At 74.7% G+C, this 25,070-nt stretch carries 19 protein-coding genes and 1 pseudogene; 10 read left to right on the forward strand and 10 right to left on the reverse strand.

What is annotated here, in order from left to right:
• Positions 1-42 precede the first annotated feature (42 nt).
• The 4 genes and pseudogenes from ACSNOB_RS05430 to mraZ all read right to left on the reverse strand — a co-directional run bounded on the left by ACSNOB_RS05430 (position 43) and on the right by mraZ (position 4,603).
• Positions 43-2,253 carry a peptidoglycan D,D-transpeptidase FtsI family protein gene (locus ACSNOB_RS05430; RefSeq protein ID WP_436685477.1) on the reverse strand — a complete coding sequence of 737 codons (2,211 nt, stop codon included), beginning with the start codon at positions 2,251-2,253 and terminating at the stop codon, positions 43-45.
• Between the two features lie 5 nt (positions 2,254-2,258).
• A complete protein-coding gene (locus tag ACSNOB_RS05435) occupies positions 2,259-2,864 on the reverse strand; it encodes a septum formation initiator family protein (RefSeq protein ID WP_436685479.1) in 606 nt (201 codons plus the stop codon).
• A pseudogene (rsmH, locus tag ACSNOB_RS05440) lies at positions 2,857-3,967 on the reverse strand (16S rRNA (cytosine(1402)-N(4))-methyltransferase RsmH). The gene ACSNOB_RS05435 and the pseudogene rsmH overlap by 8 nt, the downstream one beginning before the upstream one ends.
• A gap of 204 nt (positions 3,968-4,171) precedes the next feature.
• Positions 4,172-4,603: a division/cell wall cluster transcriptional repressor MraZ gene (mraZ, locus tag ACSNOB_RS05445; protein ID WP_393103486.1), complete on the reverse strand. Its 432-nt coding sequence runs from the start codon at positions 4,601-4,603 to the stop codon at positions 4,172-4,174.
• Positions 4,604-4,958: 355 nt separating this feature from the next.
• On the opposite strand from mraZ, the gene ACSNOB_RS05450 reads away from it, so the two are divergent.
• The 4 genes from ACSNOB_RS05450 to ACSNOB_RS05465 are packed head-to-tail and all read left to right on the forward strand — an operon-like array spanning position 4,959 to position 8,452.
• Positions 4,959-6,206, forward strand: a complete 1,248-nt coding sequence (locus ACSNOB_RS05450) for a MurT ligase domain-containing protein (protein ID WP_436685538.1) — start codon at positions 4,959-4,961, stop codon at positions 6,204-6,206.
• Positions 6,196-6,918, forward strand: coding sequence for a type 1 glutamine amidotransferase (locus ACSNOB_RS05455; protein WP_393103484.1), 723 nt, complete (start codon positions 6,196-6,198; stop codon positions 6,916-6,918). Before ACSNOB_RS05450 ends, ACSNOB_RS05455 begins: the two co-directional genes overlap by 11 nt.
• Positions 6,915-7,595: a TVP38/TMEM64 family protein gene (locus tag ACSNOB_RS05460; RefSeq protein ID WP_436685481.1), complete on the forward strand. Its 681-nt coding sequence runs from the start codon at positions 6,915-6,917 to the stop codon at positions 7,593-7,595. The genes ACSNOB_RS05455 and ACSNOB_RS05460 overlap by 4 nt, the downstream gene beginning before the upstream one ends.
• 8 nt (positions 7,596-7,603) lie before the next feature.
• Positions 7,604-8,452 (forward strand): phosphotransferase, encoded by an 849-nt coding sequence (locus ACSNOB_RS05465; RefSeq protein ID WP_436685483.1) that lies wholly within the window; start codon positions 7,604-7,606, stop codon positions 8,450-8,452.
• Between the two features lie 49 nt (positions 8,453-8,501).
• Here the strand turns inward: ACSNOB_RS05465 and ACSNOB_RS05470 are convergent, their stop codons facing one another.
• Both ACSNOB_RS05470 and ACSNOB_RS05475 read right to left on the reverse strand, forming a co-directional pair.
• Entirely contained in the window at positions 8,502-9,158 is a 657-nt protein-coding gene (locus ACSNOB_RS05470) for a response regulator (RefSeq protein ID WP_436685485.1), read from the reverse strand.
• The gene (locus ACSNOB_RS05475) at positions 9,155-10,375 is read right to left on the reverse strand and encodes a sensor histidine kinase (protein ID WP_436685486.1); all 1,221 of its coding nucleotides are present in this window, start codon (positions 10,373-10,375) and stop codon (positions 9,155-9,157) included. The genes ACSNOB_RS05470 and ACSNOB_RS05475 overlap by 4 nt, the downstream gene beginning before the upstream one ends.
• Positions 10,376-10,508: 133 nt before the next feature.
• Between ACSNOB_RS05475 and ACSNOB_RS05480 the strand changes: the two genes are divergently transcribed.
• On the forward strand, positions 10,509-11,423 hold the full coding sequence (locus ACSNOB_RS05480; protein ID WP_436685488.1) for an ATP-binding cassette domain-containing protein: 915 nt from the start codon (positions 10,509-10,511) through the stop codon (positions 11,421-11,423).
• Positions 11,420-12,274 carry an ABC transporter permease subunit gene (locus ACSNOB_RS05485; protein ID WP_436685490.1) on the forward strand — a complete coding sequence of 285 codons (855 nt, stop codon included), beginning with the start codon at positions 11,420-11,422 and terminating at the stop codon, positions 12,272-12,274. The genes ACSNOB_RS05480 and ACSNOB_RS05485 overlap by 4 nt, the downstream gene beginning before the upstream one ends.
• Positions 12,275-12,433: 159 nt before the next feature.
• Here the strand turns inward: ACSNOB_RS05485 and leuS are convergent, their stop codons facing one another.
• Positions 12,434-15,271, reverse strand: a complete 2,838-nt coding sequence (leuS, locus tag ACSNOB_RS05490; RefSeq protein WP_436685491.1) for a leucine--tRNA ligase — start codon at positions 15,269-15,271, stop codon at positions 12,434-12,436.
• Between the two features lie 567 nt (positions 15,272-15,838).
• On the opposite strand from leuS, the gene ACSNOB_RS05495 reads away from it, so the two are divergent.
• Genes ACSNOB_RS05495 through ACSNOB_RS05505 form a run of 3 tightly spaced genes read left to right on the forward strand, consistent with a single transcriptional unit; the run spans position 15,839 to position 20,679 of the window.
• Positions 15,839-16,894, forward strand: a complete 1,056-nt coding sequence (locus ACSNOB_RS05495; protein ID WP_393103468.1) for an AAA family ATPase — start codon at positions 15,839-15,841, stop codon at positions 16,892-16,894.
• A 1-nt stretch (position 16,895) separates the two neighbouring features.
• Positions 16,896-18,194, forward strand: coding sequence for a DUF58 domain-containing protein (locus ACSNOB_RS05500; RefSeq protein ID WP_436685493.1), 1,299 nt, complete (start codon positions 16,896-16,898; stop codon positions 18,192-18,194).
• Positions 18,195-18,210: 16 nt separating this feature from the next.
• Entirely contained in the window at positions 18,211-20,679 is a 2,469-nt protein-coding gene (locus tag ACSNOB_RS05505) for a transglutaminase TgpA family protein (RefSeq protein WP_436685495.1), read from the forward strand.
• 251 nt (positions 20,680-20,930) lie between these two features.
• On the opposite strand, the gene ACSNOB_RS05510 is transcribed toward ACSNOB_RS05505, so the two are convergent.
• From ACSNOB_RS05510 to ACSNOB_RS05520, 3 genes are all read right to left on the reverse strand, one after another.
• Positions 20,931-21,326: a DUF3040 domain-containing protein gene (locus ACSNOB_RS05510; protein ID WP_350685819.1), complete on the reverse strand. Its 396-nt coding sequence runs from the start codon at positions 21,324-21,326 to the stop codon at positions 20,931-20,933.
• Positions 21,327-21,441: 115 nt separating this feature from the next.
• Positions 21,442-22,701: a DNA polymerase IV gene (locus ACSNOB_RS05515; RefSeq protein ID WP_436685497.1), complete on the reverse strand. Its 1,260-nt coding sequence runs from the start codon at positions 22,699-22,701 to the stop codon at positions 21,442-21,444.
• Between the two features lie 89 nt (positions 22,702-22,790).
• Positions 22,791-24,329, reverse strand: coding sequence for an MFS transporter (locus ACSNOB_RS05520; RefSeq protein WP_436685499.1), 1,539 nt, complete (start codon positions 24,327-24,329; stop codon positions 22,791-22,793).
• A gap of 84 nt (positions 24,330-24,413) precedes the next feature.
• Between ACSNOB_RS05520 and ACSNOB_RS05525 the strand changes: the two genes are divergently transcribed.
• Positions 24,414-24,986 (forward strand): TetR/AcrR family transcriptional regulator, encoded by a 573-nt coding sequence (locus ACSNOB_RS05525; RefSeq protein WP_436685501.1) that lies wholly within the window; start codon positions 24,414-24,416, stop codon positions 24,984-24,986.
• Positions 24,987-25,070: the final 84 nt, after the last annotated feature.

A 25,070-nucleotide genomic window follows, 5' to 3' on the forward strand; every position in this document is an offset into this window, starting at 1 on the left:
GTGGTTCGTCCGCACTCACCGATGATGTCCCGGCGTGACCGCTCAGCGCGGATAGACCGTGAACTTCGGGGCCTTCTCCCCGCTCGGCGGCACGCCGTGGTGACGCAGCGTGAACTGCATCATGTCCCGGAACGCGGGGGCCGCGATGTCCCCGCCGCCGCCCGCGGGCGTGTGCGCGAAGACCGCGATCACGTAGCGGGGGTTCTCGGCCGGGGCCATGCCGATGAACGAGGCCACCTCGCCGGGCTGCTTGCGCCCGTCGACCAGCCGCCAGCCGGTGCCGGTCTTGCCGGCCACCCGCCACTCGGGGATCGCCGCGGCCCTGCCGGTGGCCCCCTCGACGGTGGTCACCGCCTCCAGGATGGTGCGCAGGGCGGCGGCGTTCTCCGGGCTGAGCACCGACCGGGTGACCGGGGGGTCGGTCGGCGTGCGCTTCCCGTCCGGCCCGATCACCTCCTTGACCAGGCGCGGCTGGACGTACGTGCCGTCGTTGGCGATCGCCGCGTACGCGGCGGCCATCTGCAGCGGCGTGGCGTCGACGCTGTGCCCGATCGGCACGGACCCGTACGACGACCCGCTCCACTCGTCGGCCGGCAGCAGCCGGCCGCTGGCCTCGCCGGGCATACCGACCCCGGTCGGCTCGCCGAGGCCGAACCGCTTCTGGTAGTCGATCAGGCGTTCCCGGCCGAGCTTGTCGGCGATCTCGATGGTGCCCACGTTCGAGGAGTACGCCATCATCCCCGGCAGGCTCATCCGGCGGCCGTCGGCCGGGTGGGTGTCGGCGAACCAGGTGTCGCCTTTGCGGATCGCGTTGGCGATCGGCAGCGTGGTGTCCGGCGTGATCACCCGCTCCTGCAGCGCGGCGCCGAAGGTGATCGCCTTGTGCACCGAGCCGGGGTCGACCACGAAGCTGGTGGCCGCGTCCTCGCGGTCGGCCGGGTTGCTCGGTACGGGCTTCGCCGCGTTGTAGGTGGGGTGGCTGGCCTGGGCCAGCACCTCGCCGGTGCCGACCTCCATGACCACGGCCGCGCCGGTGCTGCCCTTGCTCTGCGCCATGTGCCGGGCCAGCAGCCGCTGCACCATGAACTGGAGGTCGCGGTCGATGGTGAGCGTCAGGGAGCTGCCCGGCTTGGCCTTCGTCGTCTCGCTGTAGCCGCCGGGGATCGGGGCGGCCAGGTCACCGAGGCCGACCTCGTAGACCCGCTTGCCGTCCTCACCGCGCAGCACGTCGTCGTAGCGGGCCTCCAGCCCCTCCAGGCCGACCATGTCCTGGCTGGTGAAGCCGAGCAGGTTGGCCGCGAGGTCGCCGCCGGGCACCTCGCGCCGCTCGTCGCGGTGGGTGTAGATGCCGGGCAGTTCCAGGGCGGTGATCTGCCGGGCCCGGTCGATGTCCACCCCCCGGGCGAGGTATTCGAACTGCGAGTCGACCCCGTTGACCCGCTTGCGCGGCTTCATCTTCTCGGCCAGTTCGGAGGCCGGTATGCCGAGCAGCGGGGAGAGCGCCTTCGCGGTGCCCTGGATGTCCTTCACCTGCGTCGGGTCGGCGTAGACGTAACGCGCCTCGACGCTGTGCGCCAGCGGGGCGCCGGACCGGTCGTAGATCGCCCCCCGCGCCGCCGGCAGGGTGACGGTGCGCAGCCGGTCGGCCACGCCGCCCCCGGCGTACGCCGGGGTCTCCACGGCCTGGAGGACGACCAGCCGGATGCCGATGACGGCGAACAGCGCCAGGGTCAGCACGGTGCCCAGCCGCAGCCGGCGGCGGGGATCGGCCAGCCGCGGCGGCTTCGGCGGCTTGCGGGACGGCCGCCGGGCGGCCGGGCGGTCCGGCCGGCGCGGCGCGCGGCGGCGGGGCGCCGGCGGCTCGTCGTCGTGACGCGGGCCGCGCGGCGTGCGCGGGGTGACGGTGCGGACGACGCCGGAGCGGCCCGCCGCCTCCCGCCGGCCGGTCCGGCCGGCGCCCGCGCGCCCGCCGTCGAGCACCTGGAGGGCGGGACGGAACGGGTCGCCGGAGCGGGTGCTGCGGGGGGTCCGGCGCTGCTCGGCGCGGCCGGTGTCGTCGTCGCGTTCGCCCCGCCCGCCGGCGCGCTGCTCGCGGACGGTGCGCCCCCGCGGGGTGTACGCGCGGGCGTCGGAGATGCCACCGGTTCCCGGCTCGCCGGAGCGCCGCTCGCCGCCCCGACCACCGACGTCCCGGGACGAGCCGCGCCGGGAGCCCGTGGCGTCCCGGCGCGGTTCCTCCGATCTCGGTGGCACGGTCGTCAGCCTCCCGCGCCCTGCTGGCTGGTGATCGACGGCTGGCCGTCGGCCGGCTGCGGCACACCGATCACCTTGCCGTCGGGCAGCCGGATGTAGGCCGGCTCGCCCGCCTCCACCAGGCCCAGACGGCGGGCCTGGGCCTCCAGGTTGCCCGGGGCCTCCGCCTCGGCGATCTGCTTGTTCAGCTGCTGCTGCTCCAGGTCGAGCTTGGCCTGCTGTTCCTGGAGCTTCTCCAGCCGGAACGCGTTCTCGTTGATCTTCGTGTTGACCAGCAGGATGCCGAGCACCCCGCCGACCACCAGCACCAGCACCAGCGCGGCGAACGGCGCCCGCGGCACCTTCACCGGCGGCGGCGGCGCCACCCGGAGCCGCGGCGGGCGCGCCGCGGTGGCGTCGCCCCGCTCGGCCGGCCGCAGCGCGGCGCTGCCCTGCGTCGGGAACTCGCGCGCCCCCCGGGCGCGAGTCTCCCCCAGCCGGCTCGTCCGGTCCGCCCGCGGCGTGCCGGTCCCGGTGCGCGTGGCCCGCTCCGCCGCGGTCCGGCCCCCCGACCGCGGTGTGCGCTGCCCGCCGCCGGTCACGTTCCGGCGGTCGCGCTTGTCATTAGTCATGTCCCTCCCCCTCTACGTCCGTCCCTGTCCCGTCCCCCGGGGTCCGTCGGATCCGTCGCGGATCCGGTGGACCCCGCCCCCGGTTGGTGCATCGCCTTGACCCGCCGGCGGTACCGTTCGCGGTCGGTACGCCCCTGCTGCGCCGCGTCCGGGTCGAGCCGCTCCGCGGCCCGCAGCCGCACGGAGGCGGCCCGCGGGTTCGCGGCGACCTCCCTCTCCCCGGGCAGTTCGGCGCCCCGGCTGAGCAGCCGGAACGTCGGACCTGACCCGGGCAGCTCGACCGGGAGGTCGACCGGGCCCTTGCTGCGGACCCGGTCGGCGAGCGCCGCCTTGGTGAGCCGGTCCTCCAGCGAGTGGTAGGACAGGACCACCATGCGGCCGCCCACGTTGAGCTTGTCGAGCGCGGCCGGCAGCGCCGTCTCCAGCGCTGCCAGCTCCCTGTTTACCTCGATCCGTAAAGCCTGAAACGTTCTCTTTGCCGGGTGCCCCCCGGTTCGTCTGGCTGCTGCCGGAATGGACTCCCGAACCAGCTCGGCCAGCCGCGCCGACGAGGTGATCCGGGCCCGCTCGCGCTCCCGGATGATCGCCGAGGCGATCCGGCCGGCGAACTTCTCCTCGCCGTAGACCCGCAGTACCCGGGCCAAATCCGGGTGGGGGTAGGTGTTGACCACCTCCTCGGCGGTCACCCCCCGGGTCTGGTCCATCCGCATGTCCAGCGGGGCGTCCTGCGCGTACGCGAACCCGCGGTCGGGTGCGTCGAGTTGCAGCGACGAGACCCCCAGGTCGAACAGGATCCCGTCGATCGCCGGGTAGCCGAGCCGGTCGAGCACCTCGGGCAGCTCGTCGTAGACGGCGTGCTCCAGGTGGATCCGGTCGGCGAAACGGGCCAACCGGACGCGCGCGTGGGCGAGCGCCTCGGTGTCCCGGTCCAGCCCGACGAGCACCGTCTCCGGGTGCGCCTCCAGCACCGCCTCGGCGTGCCCGGCCAGGCCCAGCGTCGCGTCGACATGGACCGTCCGCCCGCCCCGGCCCAGCGCGGGGGCCAGCAACTCGAGACACCGCTCGAGCAGCACGGGCACGTGCGTGCCGCGTAGCTCCCCCATGTCGACCCCCACTGGTTGAAACCTCAGTCCTTCTGCGCCTGTCGTCGGACGACGCCGTGCCCGTCGTACCGCCAGATCCCCATCCGCTCCCGCCCGCCGGAGGCCGCGGCCCTCCCATCGGATCGTGCGCCTGGCACCGGGGAAGGGGTGCCAGGAACTCGAAAGCGGGTGGAGATCTCGCAGTACGTCGGGCGTCGTCACGCCCTACAGACCGCCGGGCAGCACCCCCTCCTCGATGTCGGCGAAGTCGTCTTCGCTCTCCGCGAGGTAGGACTCCCAGGCGAGCTTGTCCCAGATCTCCACCCGGGTGCTCGCGCCGATCACGACCAGATCCCGGTCGAGAGCGGCGTACGCCCGCAGGTGGGCCGGGATCGTCACCCGGCCCTGCTTGTCGGGCACCTCGTCGTGCGCGCTGGCGAAGAAGACCCGGCTGTAGGCCCGGGCCGCCTTGTGCGTCATCGGCTGCGCGCGCAACTGCTCCGCGATCCGCTGGAACTCGGGCATCGGGAAGACGTAGAGGCAGCGCTCCTGCCCTTTGGTGATCACGACACCCCCCGCCAGCTCATCCCGGAACTTCGCCGGAAGGATCAACCGGCCTTTGTCGTCCAGGCGCGGGGTGTGGGTGCCGAGGAACACGGCCCAACCCCCTCGCCCTTGAGCGGCGTTCGCGGCGCCGCTGACCCCCCGGGCCGGTGGGCCCTCCCGGCCTCACCATTGCGCCCCACTCTACTCCACTTCCCTCCACCCGCAACCAGAAACGCCCGCGTGGCGCGCCCTTTCGCCGCGCGAAACCGCACGTCAGACGGGGTGGAGCGGAGTGGAGGGCCACGGGGCCCCGGAGGGCCCGTCCGCTTTCCGACATAGATCGACTCCGTCCGGCTGAGCGCGATCCGGCCACCCCGCCGGGGCGCCCCGGCCGAACGGTTCGCCGTCGGCGGCGATCTGGTGGGGCCGCCGGTCCGGTAACCTCGCTCGGGTGACGGACGCGAAGATGCCCCTGCGGGCAAAGGTGGCCAGCTCGGTGTCGCGGACCGCCGCGGCGCTGTCGCGGGCCGCGGGCCGCGGCGACGGCTCGGTGATCGGCGGCTGGATCGGCCTGAAGATCGATCCCGACCTGCTGGCCCACCTGTCGGCCGGGCGCGCCATCGCCCTGGTTTCCGGCACCAACGGCAAGACAACCACCACCCGGCTCACCGCCGCGGCGGTCGGGGTGCTCGGCCGGGTCGCCACCAACTCGTTCGGCGCCAACATGCCGACCGGGCACACCTCCGCGCTGGCCAAGGCCGGCAGCACCCCCTACGCGGTGCTGGAGGTGGACGAGCACTACCTCGCCCAGGTGCTGGAGGCCACCGAGCCGCACGTGGTGGCGCTGCTCAACCTCTCCCGCGACCAGCTCGACCGGGCCAAGGAGGTCGCCATGATGGCGCAGCTCTGGCGCGCCGCGCTGGTCCGGCACACCGACGTCCGCATCGTCGCCAACGCCGACGACCCGATGGTGGTGTGGGCCGCGACGCCGCCACCCAACCACGACCACCGCATCGCCCCGCCGCACGTCACCTGGTTCAGCGCCGGGCAGCGCTGGCACGACGACTCGTGGGTCTGCCCCGAGTGCGGCTCGACCATCCAGCGCTCCGGCGACCAGTGGTGGTGCAGCGGCTGCCCGCTGCGTCGGCCCGAGCCGCAGTGGACGGTGGAGGACGACGGCGTGGTCGACCCGACCGGCGCCTGGCACAAGGTCAAGCTCCAGCTCCCCGGCAAGGTCAACCTCGGCAACGCGGCAACCGCGCTGGCCGTGGCCGCCGAGTTCGGCGTCCGGCCGGTGGACGCGGTGCTCCAGCTCGGCACCGTCACCTCCGTCGCGGGCCGCTACGCGCAGGTCGACCGGGACGGGCGCAACATCCGGCTGCTGCTGGCCAAGAACCCGGCCAGCTGGCTGGAGGCGTTCGACATGGCCGACGAGGCGCCGACCCTGCTCTCCATCAACGCCCGCGACCCCGACGGGCTGGACACCTCCTGGCTGTTCGACGTCGACTTCGCCCCGCTGCGCGGGCGGCAGGTGCTGATCACCGGCGACCGCGCGTACGACCTGGCGGTCCGGCTGGAGGTCAACGACGTGCCGTTCCAGCACGTGCGGACGTTCCACGACGCCGTCCGGGCGGTGCCTCCGGGCCGCCTGGAGGTCATCGCGAACTACACCGCGTTCCAGGACATCCGAGCGGAGTTGGACCGTGTCAACTGAGAGCCTGCGCATCGTCTGGATCTACCCCGACCTGCTCTCCACCTACGGCGACCGGGGCAACGCCCTGATCCTCGCCCGCCGGGCGCGGCAGCGCGGGTTCCCGGTCGAGGTGCTGGAGGTCCGCTCCGACCAGCGCCTCCCCTCCACCGCCGACATCTACCTCATCGGCGGCGGCGAGGACGGCCCGCAGGCGCTCGGCGCGCAGCGGCTGCTCGCCGACGGCGGCCTGCACCGCGCGGTCGCCCAGGGCTCGGTGGTGTTCGGCGTCTGCGCCGGCTACCAGCTCCTCGGCACCTCCTTCTTCGCCAAGGGCACCCGGTGCGCCGGGCTGGAGCTGCTCGACCTCTCCTCCGACCGGGGGCCGACCCGGGCCGTGGGCGAGCTGGCCGGCGACGTCGACCCGCGGCTGGGCGTGCCGGCGCTGACCGGGTTCGAGAACCACGGCGGCCGCACCCACCTCGGCCCCGGCGTCTCCCCGCTGGCCCGGGTCACCGCCGGGGTCGGCAACGACGGCGCCACCGAGGGAGCCTGGCGGGGCAAGCTGCTCGGCACGTATTCGCACGGTCCCGCCCTGGCCCGCAACCCCGCCCTGGCCGACCTGCTGCTGCGCTGGGCCACCGGCGTGCACCAGCTCCCGCCGCTGGACGACACCTGGTCGGACCGGCTCCGCGCCGAGCGCCGCGCCGCGGTGGCCGCCGCCGCCCGGGCATGACCCCCGCCGTCCGGCGGCTGGGGAAGCCGTCGGCCGTCCGGTTCGCGCTGCTGCTGCTCCTGCTCGCCACGTTCGGGGCGGCGCTGCTCGTCGTACCCGTGCCCGAGGCCGGGGAGCTGCCCCGGCTGGCCGACCGGCTGGGCGACCTCGCCCCCGTGGCGGCGGTCGTCGGCGGGGCGCTGCTGCTGGTGGCGCTCGTCCCCCGGACCTTCATCACGCTCGCCTCGGGGGCGATCTTCGGCGCGCTGGAGGGCGCCGCGTACGCGCTGGGCGCCGCGCTGCTGGCGGCGGCGCTGGGCTTCACGGTCGGCCGCCTCCTCGGGCGGGAGTTCGTCGCCGAGCGGGTGCGCGGCCGACTGGCCCGGCTCGACGGCTGGTTCGCCCGGCAGAGCGTCCTCGGCGTGGTCACCGTACGACTGCTGCCGATCGCGGGCTTCGGCCTGGTCAGCTACGGCTACGGCACCACCGGCGCGCGGGTGCTGCCGTTCCTGGTGGGCAGCGTGCTCGCCTCCGCCCCCACCGCCTTCGGCTACGCGGCGGTGGGCGCGGCGGCCACCTCCCCGGGGGACGTCAACTGGTTCGCCGCCGCCCCCGCTGCGCTCGGCCTGGTCGCCAGCGTGGTGCTGATCCGCCGCTGGTGGCGCGCCGAGCGGCAGCGCCGGCTCGGGCCGAGCTGAGGCCGGCGGTGCGCGGCGGGCCGCCCGGACCGGGCGGGGACAGCGGGCCGGGTCACGACAGGCGGCAGCCGACCGGGGCCACCGGCCGCGTCGACCCGGCGGTCGCCGAGGAGCGGCTGGCCGGGGGTTTCATCGCCGAGGTGGTCCGGGTGGGCGACACCGTCCGGCGTACGCCGCCGGCGAACGCCGACTTCGTCGCCGCGCTGCTGCGGCACCTGGAGCGGGTGGGCGCGGAGGTCGCGCCACGCCACCTCGGCACGGACGGGCACGGCCGGCAGGTGCTCAGCCACGTCGACGGCCGGGTGCCGTGGCGGGACCGGGAGGACCCGGCGTTCTTCGCCGACCCGGCGTTGACCAGGCTGGCCGAGCTCATCCGGCGACTGCACGACGCGTGCGCCGGCAGCACGCTGGCCGGGGCCGCCGAGACGGTCTGCCACCGCGACCTGTCCCCGAAGAACACGGTGTACCGCGACTCTCCCGCCGGCCTGCTGCCGGTGGCGTTCCTCGACTGGGACCTGGCCGGGCCGGGGCGGCGGGTCGAGGACGTGGCCTTCGCCGCCTGGCACTGGGCGGAGCTGGGGCCGGACGCCGACCCGGCGGAGCTGGGCCGGCGCGCCCGGCTGCTCTGCGACGCCTACGAGGCGGGCGGCGGGGAACCGCTCGCGCTGCCCCGCGCCGAGCTGGTCGACGTCGTGCTCGGCCAGCTCGACGCCACCTGGCGGGGCATCGTGGCCGGCGCCGAGCGGGGCGAGGAGAGCATGCGCCGGCTGCGCGACGCCGGGGTGCCACCGATGATCCGCGGCTGGCACGACTGGCTCACCGACCACCGCGCCGCGGTGGCGGCCGCCCTGCGCTGACCGGCCGGGGACACGGCCGGCAGCGGCCCGCGCCCGGCGGGACGACGCGTCACCGCGTCGGGGACACCAGACCGGCCTCGTAGGCGGCGATGACGAGGTGCACGCGGTCGCGGGCGTTCAGCTTGCTGAACAGCCGGGCCACGTGCGCCTTGGCGGTGGCCGCGCTGATCGTCAGCTCGGTGGCGATCTCGCCGTTGGACAGGCCCCGGCCGACGAGGGTCAGCACCTCGCGCTCCCGCTCGGTGACGCCGTCCAGGGCCCGGTTCGGGGCGGCGGGCGTCGGCCGGCGGGCGAACTCGGCGATGAGCCGGCGGGTGACGCCCGGGGCGATCAGCGCGTCCCCGGCGGCGACCACCCGGACCGCGCCGAGGATGTCGTCCAGCGCCATGTCCTTGACGAGGAACCCGCTCGCGCCGGCGCGCAGCGCGGCGTGCACGTGCTCGTCGTCGTCGAAGGTGGTGAGCACGAGGACCCGGGTCGGCCCGCCGTGCGCGGTGATCGCGCGGGTGGCCTGGATGCCGTCCGTGCCGGGCATCCGCAGGTCCATCAGGACCACGTCGGGCGCGAGGTCGCGGGCCAGCCGCACCGCCTCGGCGCCGGTGCCCGCCTCGCCGACGACGTCGATGTCGGGGGCGTCGGCGATGAGCACCCGCAGGCCGGCGCGGACCAGTGGCTGGTCGTCGACGAGCAGCACCCGGACGGTCACCGCTCCCCCGTCCCGGTCCGCGATCCGACCGGCTCCCGCGCCGTCGGTGGCGCCGGCAGCCACGCCGCGACCCGGAAGCCGCCCTCGGGGCGCGGCCCGGCGTGGAACCGGCCGCCGGCCAGCGCGACCCGTTCCCGCATGCCGACGATGCCGTGCCCCTCGCCGCCGACCGTGCCGCCCCGGCCGTCGTCGACGACCTCCACCGCGATCTCGTCGGGGCCGTGCGTGACGGTGACCCGGCAGCGGTCGCTGCCCGCGTGTCGTACCACGTTGGTGAGCGCCTCCTGCACGATGCGGAACGCGGCGAGGTCGACCTCGGCCGGGACCGGCCGCCGCTCGCCGCCGCGCCGCAGGTCCACCCGGACCCCGGCGTCGGCGGCGGCCGTGACCAGCCGGTCGAGGTCGTCCAGTCCGGGTGTCGGATCCAGCGACGCCGACTCCGACTGCGGGCGGCGCAGCGCGCCGAGCGTACGCCGCAGGCCGGCCAGGGTGTCGCGGCTGGTCGCCTCGATGGTGGCCAGCGCGGCGCGCGCCTGCGCCGGTTGGGTGTCGATGACCCGGGCCCCCACGCCGGCCTGGATGGCGATCACCCCGATGCTGTGGGCGACCATGTCGTGCAGCTCGCGGGCGATGCGCAGTCGCTCGGCGGTGACCGCCTCGGCGGCGGCGTGCGACCGGAGCGCCTCGGCGTAGCCGCGTCGGGCCCGCACGGAGTTGCCGACCGTCCACGCGGTGACGACCGCCAGCACGGAGAGCGTGGCCCGGTTCACCGGATCGGTGGAGGGGTTCACGAAGCCCGCGACGACCTGCACGGCGAGCGCCACGACGGCCACCGGCGCCGAGACCCGGCGGGACCTCCTCGCCGCGATCAGCCCCACCACCAGGTCGATCGCCAGGAACTGCGCGTACCAGATGTCGGTCAGGTAGCCGTCCTCCGGGACGCCGACGACCACGGTGACCACGCACGCCGCGCCGAGCATCAGCGCCAGGGCGAGCACCGGCCGGCGCGGCAGCAGGCCGGCGGGCGGGGCCACGGCCAGCAGCGGCACCAGGTAGCGCTCGGGGAGCCACCAGTCGCCGAACCCCACGCCGTTCCGGCTCGACGCCACCACCGGGGCCATGAGCACGGCGGCCGGCAGCACCGCGACGCCGACCCAGGGCAGCACCGCCCGCGCCAGCGACGAGGCGCGGCGCGGCGGCGAGGCGGTCGCATCCATGCCGCACACGGTAGCCAGCCCGCCGCCGCCCGGGCATCGGCCCACGGGCGTACGCCCCGGGGCGGGTCACCGGCCGCCGGATGTGGCCGCCGGGGCGACGCCCCGCCGGCCGCCGCCCGGCAGCGTGGGCCGGGTGATCGAACTGAACGCCCTGACGAGACGGTACGGCCGCACGACGGCCGTCGACGACCTCACCCTGACCGTGCGCCCCGGTCACGTGACCGGGTTCCTCGGCCCCAACGGGGCCGGCAAGTCCACCACACTGCGGATGATCATCGGGCTCACCGCGCCGACCAGCGGCACCGTCACCGTGGACGGGGTCCGGTTCGCCGACCGGCCGCGGGGCCTGCGGCACGCCGGCGCGCTGCTCGACGCCGGCGACGTGCACGGTGGACGCAGCGCCGCGGCCCACCTGTCGGCCCTGGCCCGCAGCAACGGCATCGCCCGCGCCCGGATCGACGAGGTGTTGCGGGAGGTGGGGCTGTCGGCCGTCGCGCGGCGACGCATCGGCGGCTTCTCGCTCGGCATGCGCCAGCGGCTCGGGATCGCCGCCGCGCTGCTCGGGGACCCGCCCGTGCTCCTCTTCGACGAGCCGTTCAACGGCCTCGACCCCGAGGGGGTGCGCTGGGTACGGGACCTGTTCCGGCGGCTGGCGGCCGAGGGGCGCACGGTCTTCGTCTCCAGCCACCTGATGAGCGAGATGCAGAACTGCGTCGACCGGCTCGTGGTGATCGGCCGGGGCCGGCTGATCGCCGAGCAGAGCCTCGCCGAGTTCGCCGCCGGCAGCACCCGGGCCGGCGTGACCGTCCGCACGCCCGACGCGGCGGGGCTGGCCGCCGCGCTGGCGGCCGAGGGCGCCGACGTGCGACCGGCCGACGCCGGGGCGCTCGCCGTGACCGGCCTGCCGGCCGCCCGGATCGGCGACCTCGCGCTCGCCCACGGCATCGCACTGCACGAACTGACCACCCGCACCGCCTCGCTGGAGGAGGCGTTCATGGAACTCACCGCCGACAGCGTGGAGTACCTCGCCGGGGAGGAGACCCGATGACCGCCGTGACCGAGCTGACCCGCAGACCGACCGCGACCGGGACGCCGGCCCGGTTCCGCGACCTGCTGGCCGCCGAGTGGATCAAGCTGTGGTCGCTGCGCTCGACCCGCTGGACGCTGCCGCTGGTCTTCCTGTTCGTGGTCGGGGTCAGCGTCAACGCCAGCCTCGCCGACCACCGGAACTGGCCGACGTATCCCGAGGGGCGCCGGGAGATGTTCCGCCTGTACGGCCCGGTGCGGGACGCCTTCCCGGAGGCCGGCTACCTGCTGCTGATCCTCGCCTCGGCCACCCTCGGCGCCCTGACCGTCGTCGGCGAGTACCAGAGCGGGCTGATCCGGGCCACGTTCGCCGCCGTCCCCGCCCGCCGGGCGGTGGTCGTGGCGAAGGCCGCCGTGCTGGCCGGGGTCATGCTCGTCCTCGGCACGGTCACGGCGGCGACCTCGTTCTGGGTGTCCCAGGCGATCCTCGCCGACCGGGACGCCGGCTGGTCGATCGGCGAGCCGGGGGTGCTGCGCGCCGTCGTGGCGAGCGCCGTGCTCGTGCCCGTGTGCGCGCTGGTCGGGATGGGTCTGGGCGCGCTCACCCGACACGCCGCCGGGGCCGTGGCCACGGCCACGTCGGTGCTCGTGCTGGCGCCGATGGTGGTGGACAGCGACGAGCAGCGGTGGATCGCCGAGCTGTACAACGCCCTGCCCCTCACCGCCTGGCTGCGGCTGATCGAGGTGCATCCGGACGTCATCAACCCGGACCCGTTCCCGGCCACGGTGGCCGGCTCGTGGCTGGTCCTCGCCGGTTGGTCCGTCGCCGCGACGCTGACCGCCGTGACCGTCGTCCACCGCCGCGACCCGTAGCCGCCACCGACGGGCCGGGGCGACGGCGCGCCGGCACCGACGGGCCGGGCGACGTCGCGGGTCGCCCGGCCCGGCAGTCCCTGCCGACCGCTCGGGTGCGGGGAGAGTGCCCCCTCCTGCCCGAAGGCGACAGGAGGGGGCCGCCGCACCCGGCGCGGGTCAGGCGACGACGGAGACCATGCGGCCCTTGACGACGATGACCTTGCGGGGCTCCTTGCCGGCCAGGGACGACGCGACCGCCTCCAGGGCCGCCGCGCGGACGGTCTCCTCGGACGCGTCGGCGGGGACCTCGACCCGGCCCCGCACCTTGCCGTTGATCTGCACCGGGTAGGTCACGGTCTCCGCCACCAGCAGCGCCGGGTCGGCGGTCGGGAAGTCCGCGTACGTCAGGGAGGTGTCGTGGCCCAGCCGCCGCCACAGCTCCTCGGCCACGTGCGGGGCGAACGGCGCCAGCATCAGCACCAGCGGCTCGGCCACCTCGCGCGGGGTCTCCGACAGCCGGGTCAGCCCGTTGGTCAGCTCGATCAGCTTGGCGATCGCGGTGTTGAACCGGATCGCCTCCATGTCGCCGCGGACCCCGTCGACCACCTTGTGCAGCAGCCGCCGGGTCGCGTCGTCGGCCGGCGCGTCGGTGACCCGCAGCGCGCCGGTCTGCTCGTCGACGACCGCCCGCCAGACCCGCTGCAGGAACCGGTACGACCCGACGACCGCCCGGGTCTCCCACGGGCGGGACACCTCCAGCGGACCCATCGACATCTCGTAGACCCGGAACGTGTCCGCCCCGTACGCGGCACACATCTCGTCCGGCGTGACCACGTTCTTCAGGGACTTGCCCATCTTGCCGTACTCGCGGTTGACCTGGGTGTCGCCCAGGTAGAAGCCGCCGTCGCGCTCGGTCACCTCCTCGGCGGGCACGTACGCGCCCCGGGCGTCGGTGTACGCGTACGCCTGGATGTAGCCCTGGTTGAACAGCTTGCGGAACGGCTCGAACGACGAGACGTGGCCCAGGTCGTACAGCACCTTGTGCCAGAACCGGGCGTACAGCAGGTGCAGCACGGCGTGCTCGGCGCCGCCGACGTACAGGTCGGTGCCCCCGCAGTCGCCCTCGCCGCGCGGCCCCATCCAGTAGCGCTCGTTCTCGGCGTCGACGAACCGCTCCGAGTTGGTCGGGTCCAGGTAGCGCAGCCCGTACCAGCAGGAGCCGGCCCACTGCGGCATCACGTTGGTCTCGCGGGTGTAGCGCTTCGGGCCGTCGCCCAGGTCCAGCTCCACCTCGACCCAGTCGCGCCGGCGCGACAGCGGGGTCTCCGGGTTGCTGTCGGCGTCCTCCGGGTCGAAGGTGCGCGGCGAGAAGTCGTCCACCTCGGGCAGCTCGACCGGCAGCATCTCCTCCGGCAGCGCGATGGCGGCGCCGGTCTCGTCGTACACGATCGGGAACGGCTCGCCCCAGTAACGCTGCCGGGAGAACAGCCAGTCGCGCAGCCGGTAGGTCACCGCGCCGGCGCCGTGCCCGTTGGCCTCCAGCCACTCGATGATCCGGGCCTTGGCCTCGGCCACCCCCAGACCGTCCAGGTCCAGGCCGCGCTCGGGCGCGGCGCTGTTGACCGCCGGCCCGTCCCCGGTGTACGCCTTGCCGGCGAAGCCCTCCGGCGGCTGCACGGTGCGCACGATGGGCAGCTCGAAGACCTCGGCGAACGCCCAGTCCCGCTCGTCCTGGGCCGGGACCGCCATGATCGCGCCGGTGCCGTAGCCCGCCAGCACGTAGTCGGCGATGAAGATCGGGATCTGCGCGCCGGTGACCGGGTTGGTGGCGTACGCCCCGACGAAGACGCCGGTCTTCTCCTTGGTGTCGGCCTGCCGCTCGACGTCGGTCTTGGCCGCCGCCGCCTTGCGGTACGCCTCCACGGCCGCACGCGGGTTGGCGTGCCCGCCGGTCCACGCGTCCCTCGTCCCGTCCGGCCAGGCGGCCGGCACCAGCGCGTCGACCAGCTCGTGCTCGGGGGCCAGCACCATGTAGGTGGCGCCGAAGATCGTGTCGGGCCGGGTCGTGAACACCCGGATCGGCTCGACGGTGGTCGGGAAGTCGATGTGCGCGCCCTGCGAGCGGCCGATCCAGTTGCGCTGCATCAGCTTGATCGGCTCGGGCCAGTCCAGCGTGTCCAGGTCGTCCAGCAGCCGGTCGCCGTACGCGGTGATCCGCATCATCCACTGCTTCAGGTTGCGCTTGAAGACCGGGAAGTTGCCCCGCTCGGAGCGGCCGTCGGCGGTGACCTCCTCGTTGGCCAGCACGGTGCCCAGCCCCGGGCACCAGTTGACCGGCGCCTGCGACACGTACGCCAGCCGGTGGTCGTCGACGACGGCCCGGCGCTCGGCGACGGACAGCTCGGCCCACGGGCGGCCGTCGGGGGTCGGCCGGTTGCCGCCCTCGAACTCGGCGATCAGCTCGGCGATCGGGCGGGCCCGCTTCGCCTCGGCGTCGTACCAGGAGTTGAAGATTTGCAGGAAGATCCACTGGGTCCAGCGGTAGAAGTCCGTGTCGATGGTGGCCACCGAGCGGCGCTCGTCGTGGGCCAGGCCCAGCCGGCGCAGCTGCGCCCTGTAGCGCTCGATGTTGGCCACGGTGGTGGTCCGCGGGTGCGTGCCGGTCTGCACCGCGTACTGCTCGGCCGGCAGGCCGAACGCGTCGAAGCCCATCGCGTGCAGCACGTTGCGCCCCGCCATCCGCTGGTAGCGGGCGAAGCAGTCGGTGCCGATGTAGCCCAGCGGGTGCCCGACGTGCAGGCCGGCGCCCGACGGGTACGGGAACATGTCCATCACGTACAGCTTCTCGGCCCCGGCGCGCGGGTGGCCGGGGTCGGCCAGCGGCCCGGTCGGGTTCGGGGCGTGGAAGGTGCCCTCCCGCTCCCAGATGTCCTGCCAGCGCTGCTCGATCTCCTCGGCCAGGGCCGCGGTGTACCGGAACGGGGGAATGTCGCCCGCCGGTGCTGCCTCACTCATGGCGTCTCCTCGCTTCGCTCGTCGCCGCCGGCCGCGCCACGGCCGGGCTGGATGCTGACCTCGCTCGGCGCGGTCATGTCGGTATGGGTCGGGTCTGCTCGCCGCCGACGCCGTGCCGCCGGCGCCGGTGCCGATCGCCGGGACGCCCGGCGAAGGGCACAAAAAAGCCCCTCGCGCAGGAGGGGCCGCCGTGCTGTCGCGCGTCAGCGCATCAGCACGGCCCGGTAAGAAGCAGGAAGAATCCGGCCATGACCGGGAGTGTACCCCGCCGTCCGGTCCCGCACCTCGCCCGCTACCACCGGTCGGGACGCGGGCCCCGCCCGGAGGACACCCCGTCGCCCCCTTCGCGATCATGGCTCGCACCGGGAGCGACCGCGGATCCCCCGACCCGGCGAATATTCGGGGCGTAACCGGCGGTCCACCTGCGGGGGTCGGCGACAGCGAGAAACATGGTTAGCCTGAGAGACCAGTGAGATTCCTGCGGCAGACGAGGCTCGACGTCGCGAACCCAACGGCGGGTCCAGCTGCTCTATACAGAGCTGCCGTCCGGCGACGAGGAGGAGGCCCGTGACACAACAGACCTGGGACGAGGTGGGCGGCCTGCTGCCGCACGACGAGTTCCGCGCCGCCAGCGAAGCCATCGTCTCGAACATCGAGCAGGTCATCGAGGGTAAGACCGCCACCGTGCGGCTCGCCCTGGCGGTCCTGCTCGCCGAGGGGCACCTGCTCATCGAGGACGTGCCGGGCGTCGGCAAGACCAAGCTCGCCAAGGCCATGGCCCGCTCGATCGACTGCTCGGTGCGCCGCATCCAGTTCACGCCGGACCTGCTGCCCAGCGACGTCACCGGGGTCAGCGTCTACAACCAGGAGACGCACGACTTCGAGTTCCGCCCCGGCGCGGTCTTCGCCAACCTGGTCGTCGGCGACGAGATCAACCGCGCCTCGCCGAAGACCCAGTCCGCGCTGCTGGAGTGCATGGAGGAGCGGCAGGTGACCGTCGACGGCGTCACCTACCAGCTCCAGACGCCGTTCATGGTCATCGCCACCCAGAACCCGATCGAGATGGAGGGCACCTACCCCCTCCCCGAGGCGCAGCGCGACCGGTTCACCGCCCGCATCGCGATGGGCTACCCGGACCCGAACGCGGAGCTGGCCATGCTCGACGGGCACGGCGCCACCGACCCGCTCGACGAGCTGCGGCCGGTCTCCGACGCCAACACCGTGCGCCAGCTCATCGGCCACGTCCGGCAGGTGCACGTCGCCGACGCCGTCAAGCAGTACGCGATCGACCTGGTCACCGCCACCCGCGAGGCCCCCGACCTGCGCCTCGGCGCCAGCCCGCGGGCCACCCTCCAGTTGCTGCGCACCGCCCGCGCGGTCGCGGCCCTGGAGGGGCGCGACTACGTCCTCCCCGACGACCTGCAGGCGCTGGCCGTGCCGGTGCTCGCGCACCGGATCATCCCGACGGCCGACGCCCAGCTGGCCCGGCGCACCACCGACGCCATCGTCTCCGAGCTGGTGCACCGGCTGCCGCTGCCGCACGACCGCACCCGCTCCCCGTACGACACCCGGCCCACGGGTGAGGGCAACGGTCGAGCCGCCTACGAGCCGCGGAGGCGGTGACGTGCGCGACGGGCTGCGGGGGCTGACCACCCGCGGTCGCTCGTTCCTCGCGGCGGCGGTCGCGGCCGCGGTCTCGGCCGGCATTCTCGGCGAGAAGGACCTGCTCCGGGTCGCCGTGCTGCTGGCCATCCTGCCGCTGCTGGCCGCGGCCTACGTCGGGCGCAGCCGCTACAAGCTGGCCTGCAACCGGTCGCTGGACCCGCACCGGGTGCCCGTCGGGGCCAGTTCCCGGGTGGTGCTGCGGCTGCAGAACCTGTCCCGGCTGCCCACCGGCACCCTGCTGCTGGAGGACCGGCTGCCGTACGCGCTGGGCAGCCGCCCCCGGGTGGTGCTGGAGCGGCTCGGCGCGCACCAGGCCAGCTCGGTGGCCTACACGGTGCGGGCCGACGTACGCGGGCGCTACGAGGTGGGCCCGCTGGTGGTCCGGATGACCGACCCGTTCGGGCTGTGCGAGCTCAGCCGCGCCTTCCCGAGCACCGACCACCTGACCGTCATCCCTCAGGTCACCCCGCTGCCCTCGGTGCGCCTGCCCGGCGAGTACGCCGGCAGCGGCGACAGCCGGGCGCGGTCGGTCGCGGTGCACGGCGAGGACGACGCCGCCACCCGGGAGTACCGGATGGGCGACGACCTGCGCCGGGTGCACTGGAAGTCGACCGCGCGCACCGGCGAGCTGATGGTGCGCCGGGAGGAGCAGCCCTGGGAGAGCCGGGCGACCGTCGTGCTGGACACCCGCGCGTACGGTCACCGGGGCGACGGGCCGACCGCCTCCTTCGAGTGGGCGGTCTCGGCCACCGCGAGCATCGCGGTGCACCTGCGGCAGGCCGGCTACAAGCTGCGCCTGGTCACCGGCTCCGGGGCCGACGTCGACGCCTCCGAGGCGGCCGGCGACGGGCTGCTCCTGGACCACCTGGCCGAGGTCCGGCTCGACAAGAACGTCGAGCTCACCGCCCTGGTCCAGCGGGTCCGGCAGCGGGCGGACGGCGGGCTGGTCATCGGCCTGTTCGGGTCGTTGAGCACCGCCGAGGCCGAGTTGCTGGCCGGGCTGCGGGCCAACGGCTCGACCTGCGTCGGCTTCCTGCTGGACAGCTCCACCTGGCTCAACCTGCCCGACAAGGCGCGGGCCGAGGCCGACCACGCGCACGGCGCCGCCGCGCTGGCCCTGTTGCAGAGCGGCTGGCGGGTCATCGGGGTCGACCACGGCGCCCGGTTGCCGGCGTTGTGGCCGCAGGCGGCCCGCGGTTCGCAGGGCTTCGCCCTGCGGGCGGCGATGGCCGAGACGGTGGCCGGCGGCGTGCGATGAACGGAAGGGTCCCCTCATGATCGCCCACCGGAACCTGGGCTTCGTGGCCGCCGCGGCGACGCTGCTCGCCGCGGCGCCGCTGTCGGCCATCTTCGAACGCTGGACGTGGCTGATCGAGGCGACGATCGCGGTCGCCGCCGTCGCCGCCGTGGCCGCGCTCGCCCGGCTGGCGCGGGTGCCGCTGTGGGGCCAGGCGCTCGGCATGCTGGCCGGCCTGACGCTCGCCCTGACCTGGCTCTTCCCCAGCGGGAGCGAACTGCTCGCCCTCCTGCCCACCCCCGGGACCTTCGCGCACTTCGGCGAGCTGTTCGGCGGGTCGCTGGAGGACATGCGCTCCTACGGCGTCAAGGTGCCCGACACCGACCCGCTGCTGTTCGTCACCGTGTTCGGGATCGGCGCGGTGGCGGTGGTCGTCGACGTGCTCGCCGTCGGGCTGCGCCGACCGGCGCTGGCCGGCCTGCCGATGCTGGCCATCTACTCGGTGCCGGTCGCGGTCTACGTCGACAGCGTTCCGGCGGTGCCGTTCGTCGTCGGCGCCGCCGGCTACCTCTGGCTGCTGGTCACCGACAACGTCGACCGGGTCCGCCGGTTCGGCCGGCGCTTCACCGGGGACGGCCGGGACGTCGACGTCTGGGAGGCCTCGCCGCTGGCCGCCGCCGGCCGGCGGCTCGCCGTGGTGGGCGTGGCGCTGGCCGTGGTGCTGCCCCTGGCCGTGCCGGGCATGACCGGCGGGCTGCTCGACAGCCTGACCTCCGGCTCCGGCGCCGGCAACGGCACCGGGCGCCCCGGGCAGGGCGGCCCCCCGGGCCGGATCGACCTGTTCGCCGCGCTGAGCGGGCAGCTCAACCAGTCCGACGTCGCCGACCTGGTCAAGGTCACCACCAACGAGCCCAACCCGTTCTACCTGCGCTTCGGGGTCGCCGACCGGCTGGAGCAGGGCGGCTTCTCGGTGCGCAACCCCACCGGGCGGTCGGTCGGGAACCTGCCGGCGCCGGCGGGCGGGGGCGTCGAGCAGCGGACGTACCGGGCCACGGTCGAGGTCACGAAGAACCTCACCATGCCACTGCTTCCGGTCTACCCGGAGCCGGTGCGCACGGAGGACCTCAACGGCAGCTGGTCGTACGACCCGAACCTCCAGGTCATCTTCTCCAACCGCGACAACTCGCGCGGCAAGCGCTACTCGTTCGACTACGTGCGCTCGACGTACACGCCGGAGGCGCTGCGGCAGGCGCGACCGCTGCCGTCGGACCACCCGGTGCGGCGTGGGCACCCCGCGCCGCCGCCGATCCCCGAGGTGGAGGAGCTGGTCCGCACCCTGGTGGCGGGCAAGAACACCGAGTACGACAAGGTCCGCGGGATCTACGACCACTTCTCCGCCGACAACGGCTTCACCTATTCGCTGAGCACCAAGGGCGGCACCAGCGGGCAGGAGATCGTCAACTTCCTGAACAACAAGGTCGGTTTCTGCCAGCAGTACGCCGCCGCGATGACGTGGCTGGTCCGGGCCGCCGGGATCCCGGCCCGGGTGGCGTTCGGCTTCGCCAACGGCAGCAACTCCAGCGGTGACACGTACACGCTGAGCAACCGGAACCTGCACGCCTGGACCGAGGTCTACTTCGACAAGATCGGTTGGGTGCCGTTCGACGCCACCCCGGCGTACGGCGTGCAGGGCTCGACCCGGTCCCAGTCGGCCTGGGCTCCCGACGTCGACGCACCGGAGGACGACACGCCGGCGCCCGGCCCGTCGACCCCGGCCGACGACGTCGACCCGTCGGCCGGCCCGGCGGGTCCGGAGGGTCCCGAGGAGGACCCCGACTCCGGGCTGGCCGTCGGCGCGGCGGCCCCGGCCGAGCAGGCTCCCGTCTGGCCCTGGTACGCGGCCGGCGCGGTGCTTCTCCTGCTGGGCCTGCTCGCCGTGCCGGCGTTGCGCCGGCTGGCCCTGCGCCGGCGGCGCAGCGGTGCGGCGGCACCGGCGGCCGCGCGGGCGGGTGCGGGCGGCGGCGCGCCGGCCGACGGGCGGCGCATGGTGGTCCTCGCGGACGCCGACCGGGCCCGGGCGGACGCGCACGCCGCCTGGGACGAGCTGCTCGACACGCTGGTGGACTACCGGGTGCGGGTGGACCGGACGGAGACGCCGCGGGCCACCGCCGACCGGCTGTCCCGGGAGACGCTCACGGCCGACGCCGAGGCGACCACGGCGGTACGGCTGCTGGGCCGCGCCGAGGAACGCGCCCGCTACGCGCGCGATCCGCTCACCGGCGAGCAACTCCTGCCGGCCCTGCGCCTCGTCCGCGGCGCCCTCGCCGCGCGGGCCGACCGGCGGACCCGCCTGATGGCGGCGGTGCTCCCGCCGTCGGTGCTGCTGCGCTGGCGGACCGCCACCGCCGACGCGTCGTCCCGGCTGCTGGCGGCGCGGGGGCGGAGCCGCTCCCGGCTGCTGCGCTGGAACCCGCGTCGTCTGCTGGCCAACCGCATGGCCCGCTGACCGCACGGCCACGGCCACGGGCCGGGAGCGGCGACCTCGCCGCTCCCGGCCCGTTCCCGTCGCTGGGGCATCCCCGGCGCGGGCCCGGTTCCCGCAGACGCGACAGGAGCGCGCGGCGATGCCGCGCGCTCCTGTCGCAGAAGAAGTGTGTGCGGCGCGCCCGGAGCGCGCGGAAACGTCGGGGGTCGCCGGAAAGTCCCGGCGACGCGGTTCGTCGCGGTGGCGCGGCCCGCCTCAGCGGCGGGTCGGGCTCAGCGGTGTCCCTCCGGGCGCTGCCGCCACCGGTCCTCCATCCGGTCGAGGATCGAGGGCCGGCGACCTGTCCGGCCGCGGGGGCGGCGACGACTCGTCGTCCCTCCCACGACGTGCAGGTCGGGTGACTGGGCCCGACGGTGCGACTGCACCGCGAACGCGGCCGAGGCCAGCATGACGACAAAACCCGCCACTGCCAGCGGCGGAGTCTTGATCACCGCGCCGTAGACCAACAGGGCCAGCCCAGCGATGATCACGCCGGCAGCGACGAGCAGGCGACGCCGCGCGTGGAAACGCGGATCGCTGGCGCGCACGGCCGAGGCGAATTTGGGGTCCTCGGCAAGCGACCGCTCGATCTGCTCGAACAGCCGCTGCTCGTGCTCCGAGAGCGGCACGGCACTCCTCCCCGGTCACGTGGGTCGGCCCGGGCGGGCCGACAGACCGTGGCAGCCAACCGGCTGCTTACCCGCAAGTCTACGAGGGCCCTCGCGCGTCGGAAAGCGGGACGACCTACGGCCGGGGAGGATTTTCATTTCGTCGCCCGTCCCGGCCCCCGAGCAGACTGGCCGGACCTATGACGGACCGCCCGAAACGGGCAGCCGCGGCGTCGGCGGCGGCTTCCGCCTCCCGCCAGCCCCGCTCGGGCGCGCCGAGGGTGAGCTGACGCGGGGTGTCCTGCGCCGCGGCGAGGCCCTCGACGCGAACGCCGACCAGGCGGATGCGCTCTCCCGGGTCGAGCGCGGTGTAGAGCGCCCAGACGGTGTCGAAGATCTCCCGGGCGACGTCGGTCGGCACGCCCGACGTGCGCGACCGGTTGACGGTGCGGAAGTCGGCCAGCCGCACCTTGAGCGACACCGTCCGCCCGACCTGCCCGGCCCGGCGCAGCCGGGCGCCCACCTTGTCGGAGAGGGCGAGCAGGGCCCGGCGGATCTCCAGCGGATCGGCCACGTCGGCGTCGAAGGTCACCTCCGCGCCGATCGACTTCTCGACGTGCTCGGGGCTGACCCGGCGCGGGTCGCGCCCCCAGGCCAGCTCGTGCAGGTGGGTCGCGGAGGCCTCGCCGAGCGCCTTGCGCAGCATGCCGACCGGCGCCTCGGCGAGGTCGCCGATGGTGGCCAGGCCGAGCCGGCGCAGCGTCTCGGTGGACCGCTCCCCCACCCCCCACAGCGCCGACACCGGCAGCGGGTGCAGGAAGTCGAGCACCTTCGTGGCCGGGACGACCAGCAGCCCGTCGGGCTTGGCGCGGGTCGAGCCGAGCTTCGCCACGAACTTGCTCGGCGCGACCCCGACCGAACAGGTGAGCCCCTGCTCGGCGGCGACCCGCTCCCGGATGCGCCGGGCGATGGCGGCCGGAGGGCCGAAGAGCCGCCGGGCACCCGCCACGTCGAGGAACGCCTCGTCCAGGGAGAGCGGCTCCACCAGCGGGGTGACGTCCCGGAAGATCTGCATGACCGCGCGGGAGGCCGCCGAATACCGCGCGAAGTCCGGCGGGAGGTAGACCGCGTGCGGGCAGAGCGCCCTGGCCCGCGCGGTGGGCATGGCGCTGCGCACGCCGTAGCGTCGGGCCTCGTAGCTGGCGGAGCTGACCACTCCGCGCGGACCGACCCCGCCGACCACGACGGCCCGACCGCGCAACTCCGGGCGGTGGCGGACCTCGACCGAGGCGAAGAACGCGTCCATGTCGACGTGCAGGATCGGGCAGCCGGAGTCGTCGGCGTCCGGCCCGAACCGGGGATCGCCGCCCCGGGGCAACGACTGGCTGCGGCCCATCCCCGCAGGTTAGCGGGCACCCCCGACATGCCGCCCGGGCCGGCCGGCGGCGCGCTGCGTCGCCTGGTCCGCCCGGGCGGCGCGCGCCGTCAGCCCCGGTCGGCGGATGGTGCTCCCGGGGGTACGCGTCGCAGGGCGACGGCGCAGACGAGCGCCCCGACGAGCAGGGTCGCCGCCCCGATGACGGCGGTGACCGTGAAGCCCTCGGTGAACGCGGCGAATGCCCGGTCGAGCAGCACGCCCGCCACCTCGGCCGGGACCTGGCCCGCCACGGCGAGGGCGCCGCCGACGGTGTCGGTCGCGGTGTGGGCGAGGTCGTCGCCGAGCCCCGCCGGCACCTCGGTGTCCATCCGGGCCCGGTAGATGCCCGCGGAGATGCTGCCCAGCACGGCGATGCCGAGCGCGCCGCCGAACTCGGTGCTCGTCTCGGAGATGGCCGAGGCGGCCCCCGCCCGCTCGGGCGGCGCCGTGGTGAGCACGAGCGAGGTCGCCAGGGTGCTGGTCATCCCGACGCCGACGGTGAGCAGCCCGTAGCTCGCGATCAGCCACCAGACCGGCGCGTCGACCCGCATGGCGCTGACGAGCAGGAAGCCGGCGGCGGCGACGACGAGTCCCGCGGCGACCAGTACCGCGGGTCGGGTGCGCGGCGCGAGCGCGGACGCGAGGGCGACGCCGACGACGCTGCCCAGGATGGTCGGGAGCATCCAGAGCGCGGCGTCGAACGGGCTGAGGCCGAGCACCGTCTGCAGGAACGTGACCGCGAGCAGACCCATGCCGGCGCTGGCGAAGGCGATCGCCGTGTTCGCGCCGATGGCGGCGGAGAAGGAACTCGCCGAGAAGAGTCGCACGTCGATCATCGGGCGGTCGCTGCGGCGCTGGCGGCGGACGAAGAGGGCGCCGACGGCGAGGCCGACGAGGAGGGCCACCAGCGACGACGGGTTCGGGCCCTGCTCGGCGAAGTGCTTGACGGCGTAGATGACCGGCAGGACGGCGGCGAGGGACAGCACGGAGCTGAGCGGGTCGAACCGGTTCGGGGCCGGATCCCTCGACTCGCGCAGCAGGAACGGCCCGACGGCGAGCAGCAGGAGCATGACGGGGACGTTGATGACGAACACCGATCCCCACCAGAACCGCTCCAGCAGGAAGCCGCCGACGATGGGGCCGATCGCGATGCCACCGGTGAAGCCGGCCGTCCAGATCCCGACCGCGGTGCGCCGCTGGTTGTCGTCGGCGAACATGCCGCGGATCAGGGAGAGCGTCGACGGCGCGAGGGTCGCCCCGCCCAGGCCGAGCAGGGCCCGGGCGGCGATGAGCAGCTCCGGGCTGGTGGCGAACGCGGCCAGGAGAGATGCCGCGCCGAACGCGGCGGCACCGACGAGCAGGAGCCGGCGGCGTCCGACGCGGTCGCCGAGGCTGCCCATGGTCACCAGCAGACCGGCCATCACGAAGCCGTAGATGTCCATGATCCACAGGTACTGGCCGGTGCTCGGTTCGAGTTCGGCGCTGATCCAGGGCGCGGCCATGAACAGGACCGAGAGGTCCATGGAGGTGAGGAGGGCGGGAATGACGAGAGCGGCGAGGCCGAACCACTCGCGACTGCGGGCACGGGGAGGAACAGAGGTGGTCACGCGCCGAACTGTACAGGCGTACAATACGCATGTTCAATACGCGCGTACAAGACGGTCGTTCAAAGACCTGGCTACACTGCCGTCATGGGACAGCGAGAGGAACTCCTGGCGGGGGCGAAGCGATGCCTGGTGGAGAAGGGCTACGCCCACACCACGGCCCGCGACATCGTGGCGGCGACCAACGCCCACCTCGGCTCCATCGGCTACCACTTCGGCAGCAAGGACGCCCTGCTGAACGCCGCCGTCCTGGAGATCTTCGACGCCTGGGGGGACGCGATCGCCGCGGCCGTCACGACCGAGCCCGGCGGAGCGCCGCTGGAGCGCCTCCGGCAGTTCCTCCACGGCGTGTTCGAGCTGGCGCACGAGCAGCGGGCCGTCCTGGTAGCGAGCGTGCAGGCGTACGCCCAGGCGGAGTTCGCGCCCGAGGTGCGCGACCAACTCGCGGCCGGCTACGCCGCCAGCCGGCGCGACCTCGCCGCCCTGACGCTCGACATCGCTCCGACGGAGGTCTCGGCGGAGCAGGCCCGCCGCTACGGTTCGCTCGCCCTGGCGCTCATCAACGGTGTGATGCTCCAGTGGCTGCTCGACCCCGGAGCCGCGCCCACCGCCGACGACCTCGTGCGGGCGCTCGAAGGGCTCGCCGGGCGGGAACGGTGACGGCGGCACCGCCGGTCCGCGCCTGACCGCGCCGGCGGGACAGGCGATCCGCGCCGCGACGCGGCGCCCGCCGGCGGGACGGTC

Source organism: Micromonospora sp. URMC 106 (assembly GCF_051386395.1).
Lineage (GTDB): Bacteria > Actinomycetota > Actinomycetes > Mycobacteriales > Micromonosporaceae > Micromonospora.

Bases quoted from the DNA above. Each gene is read 5' to 3' on its own strand.
- ACSNOB_RS05435 (WP_436685479.1), bottom strand. From the start codon at position 2,864: ATGACTAATGACAAGCGCGACCGCCGGAACGTGACCGGCGGCGGGCAG.
- ACSNOB_RS05450 (WP_436685538.1), top strand. From the start codon at position 4,959: ATGCCCCTGCGGGCAAAGGTGGCCAGCTCGGTGTCGCGGACCGCCGCG.
- ACSNOB_RS05460 (WP_436685481.1), top strand. From the start codon at position 6,915: ATGACCCCCGCCGTCCGGCGGCTGGGGAAGCCGTCGGCCGTCCGGTTC.
- ACSNOB_RS05475 (WP_436685486.1), bottom strand. From the start codon at position 10,375: ATGGATGCGACCGCCTCGCCGCCGCGCCGCGCCTCGTCGCTGGCGCGG.
- ACSNOB_RS05485 (WP_436685490.1), top strand. From the start codon at position 11,420: ATGACCGCCGTGACCGAGCTGACCCGCAGACCGACCGCGACCGGGACG.
- leuS (WP_436685491.1), bottom strand. From the start codon at position 15,271: ATGAGTGAGGCAGCACCGGCGGGCGACATTCCCCCGTTCCGGTACACC.
- ACSNOB_RS05505 (WP_436685495.1), top strand. From the start codon at position 18,211: ATGATCGCCCACCGGAACCTGGGCTTCGTGGCCGCCGCGGCGACGCTG.
- ACSNOB_RS05515 (WP_436685497.1), bottom strand. From the start codon at position 22,701: ATGGGCCGCAGCCAGTCGTTGCCCCGGGGCGGCGATCCCCGGTTCGGG.
- ACSNOB_RS05525 (WP_436685501.1), top strand. From the start codon at position 24,414: ATGGGACAGCGAGAGGAACTCCTGGCGGGGGCGAAGCGATGCCTGGTG.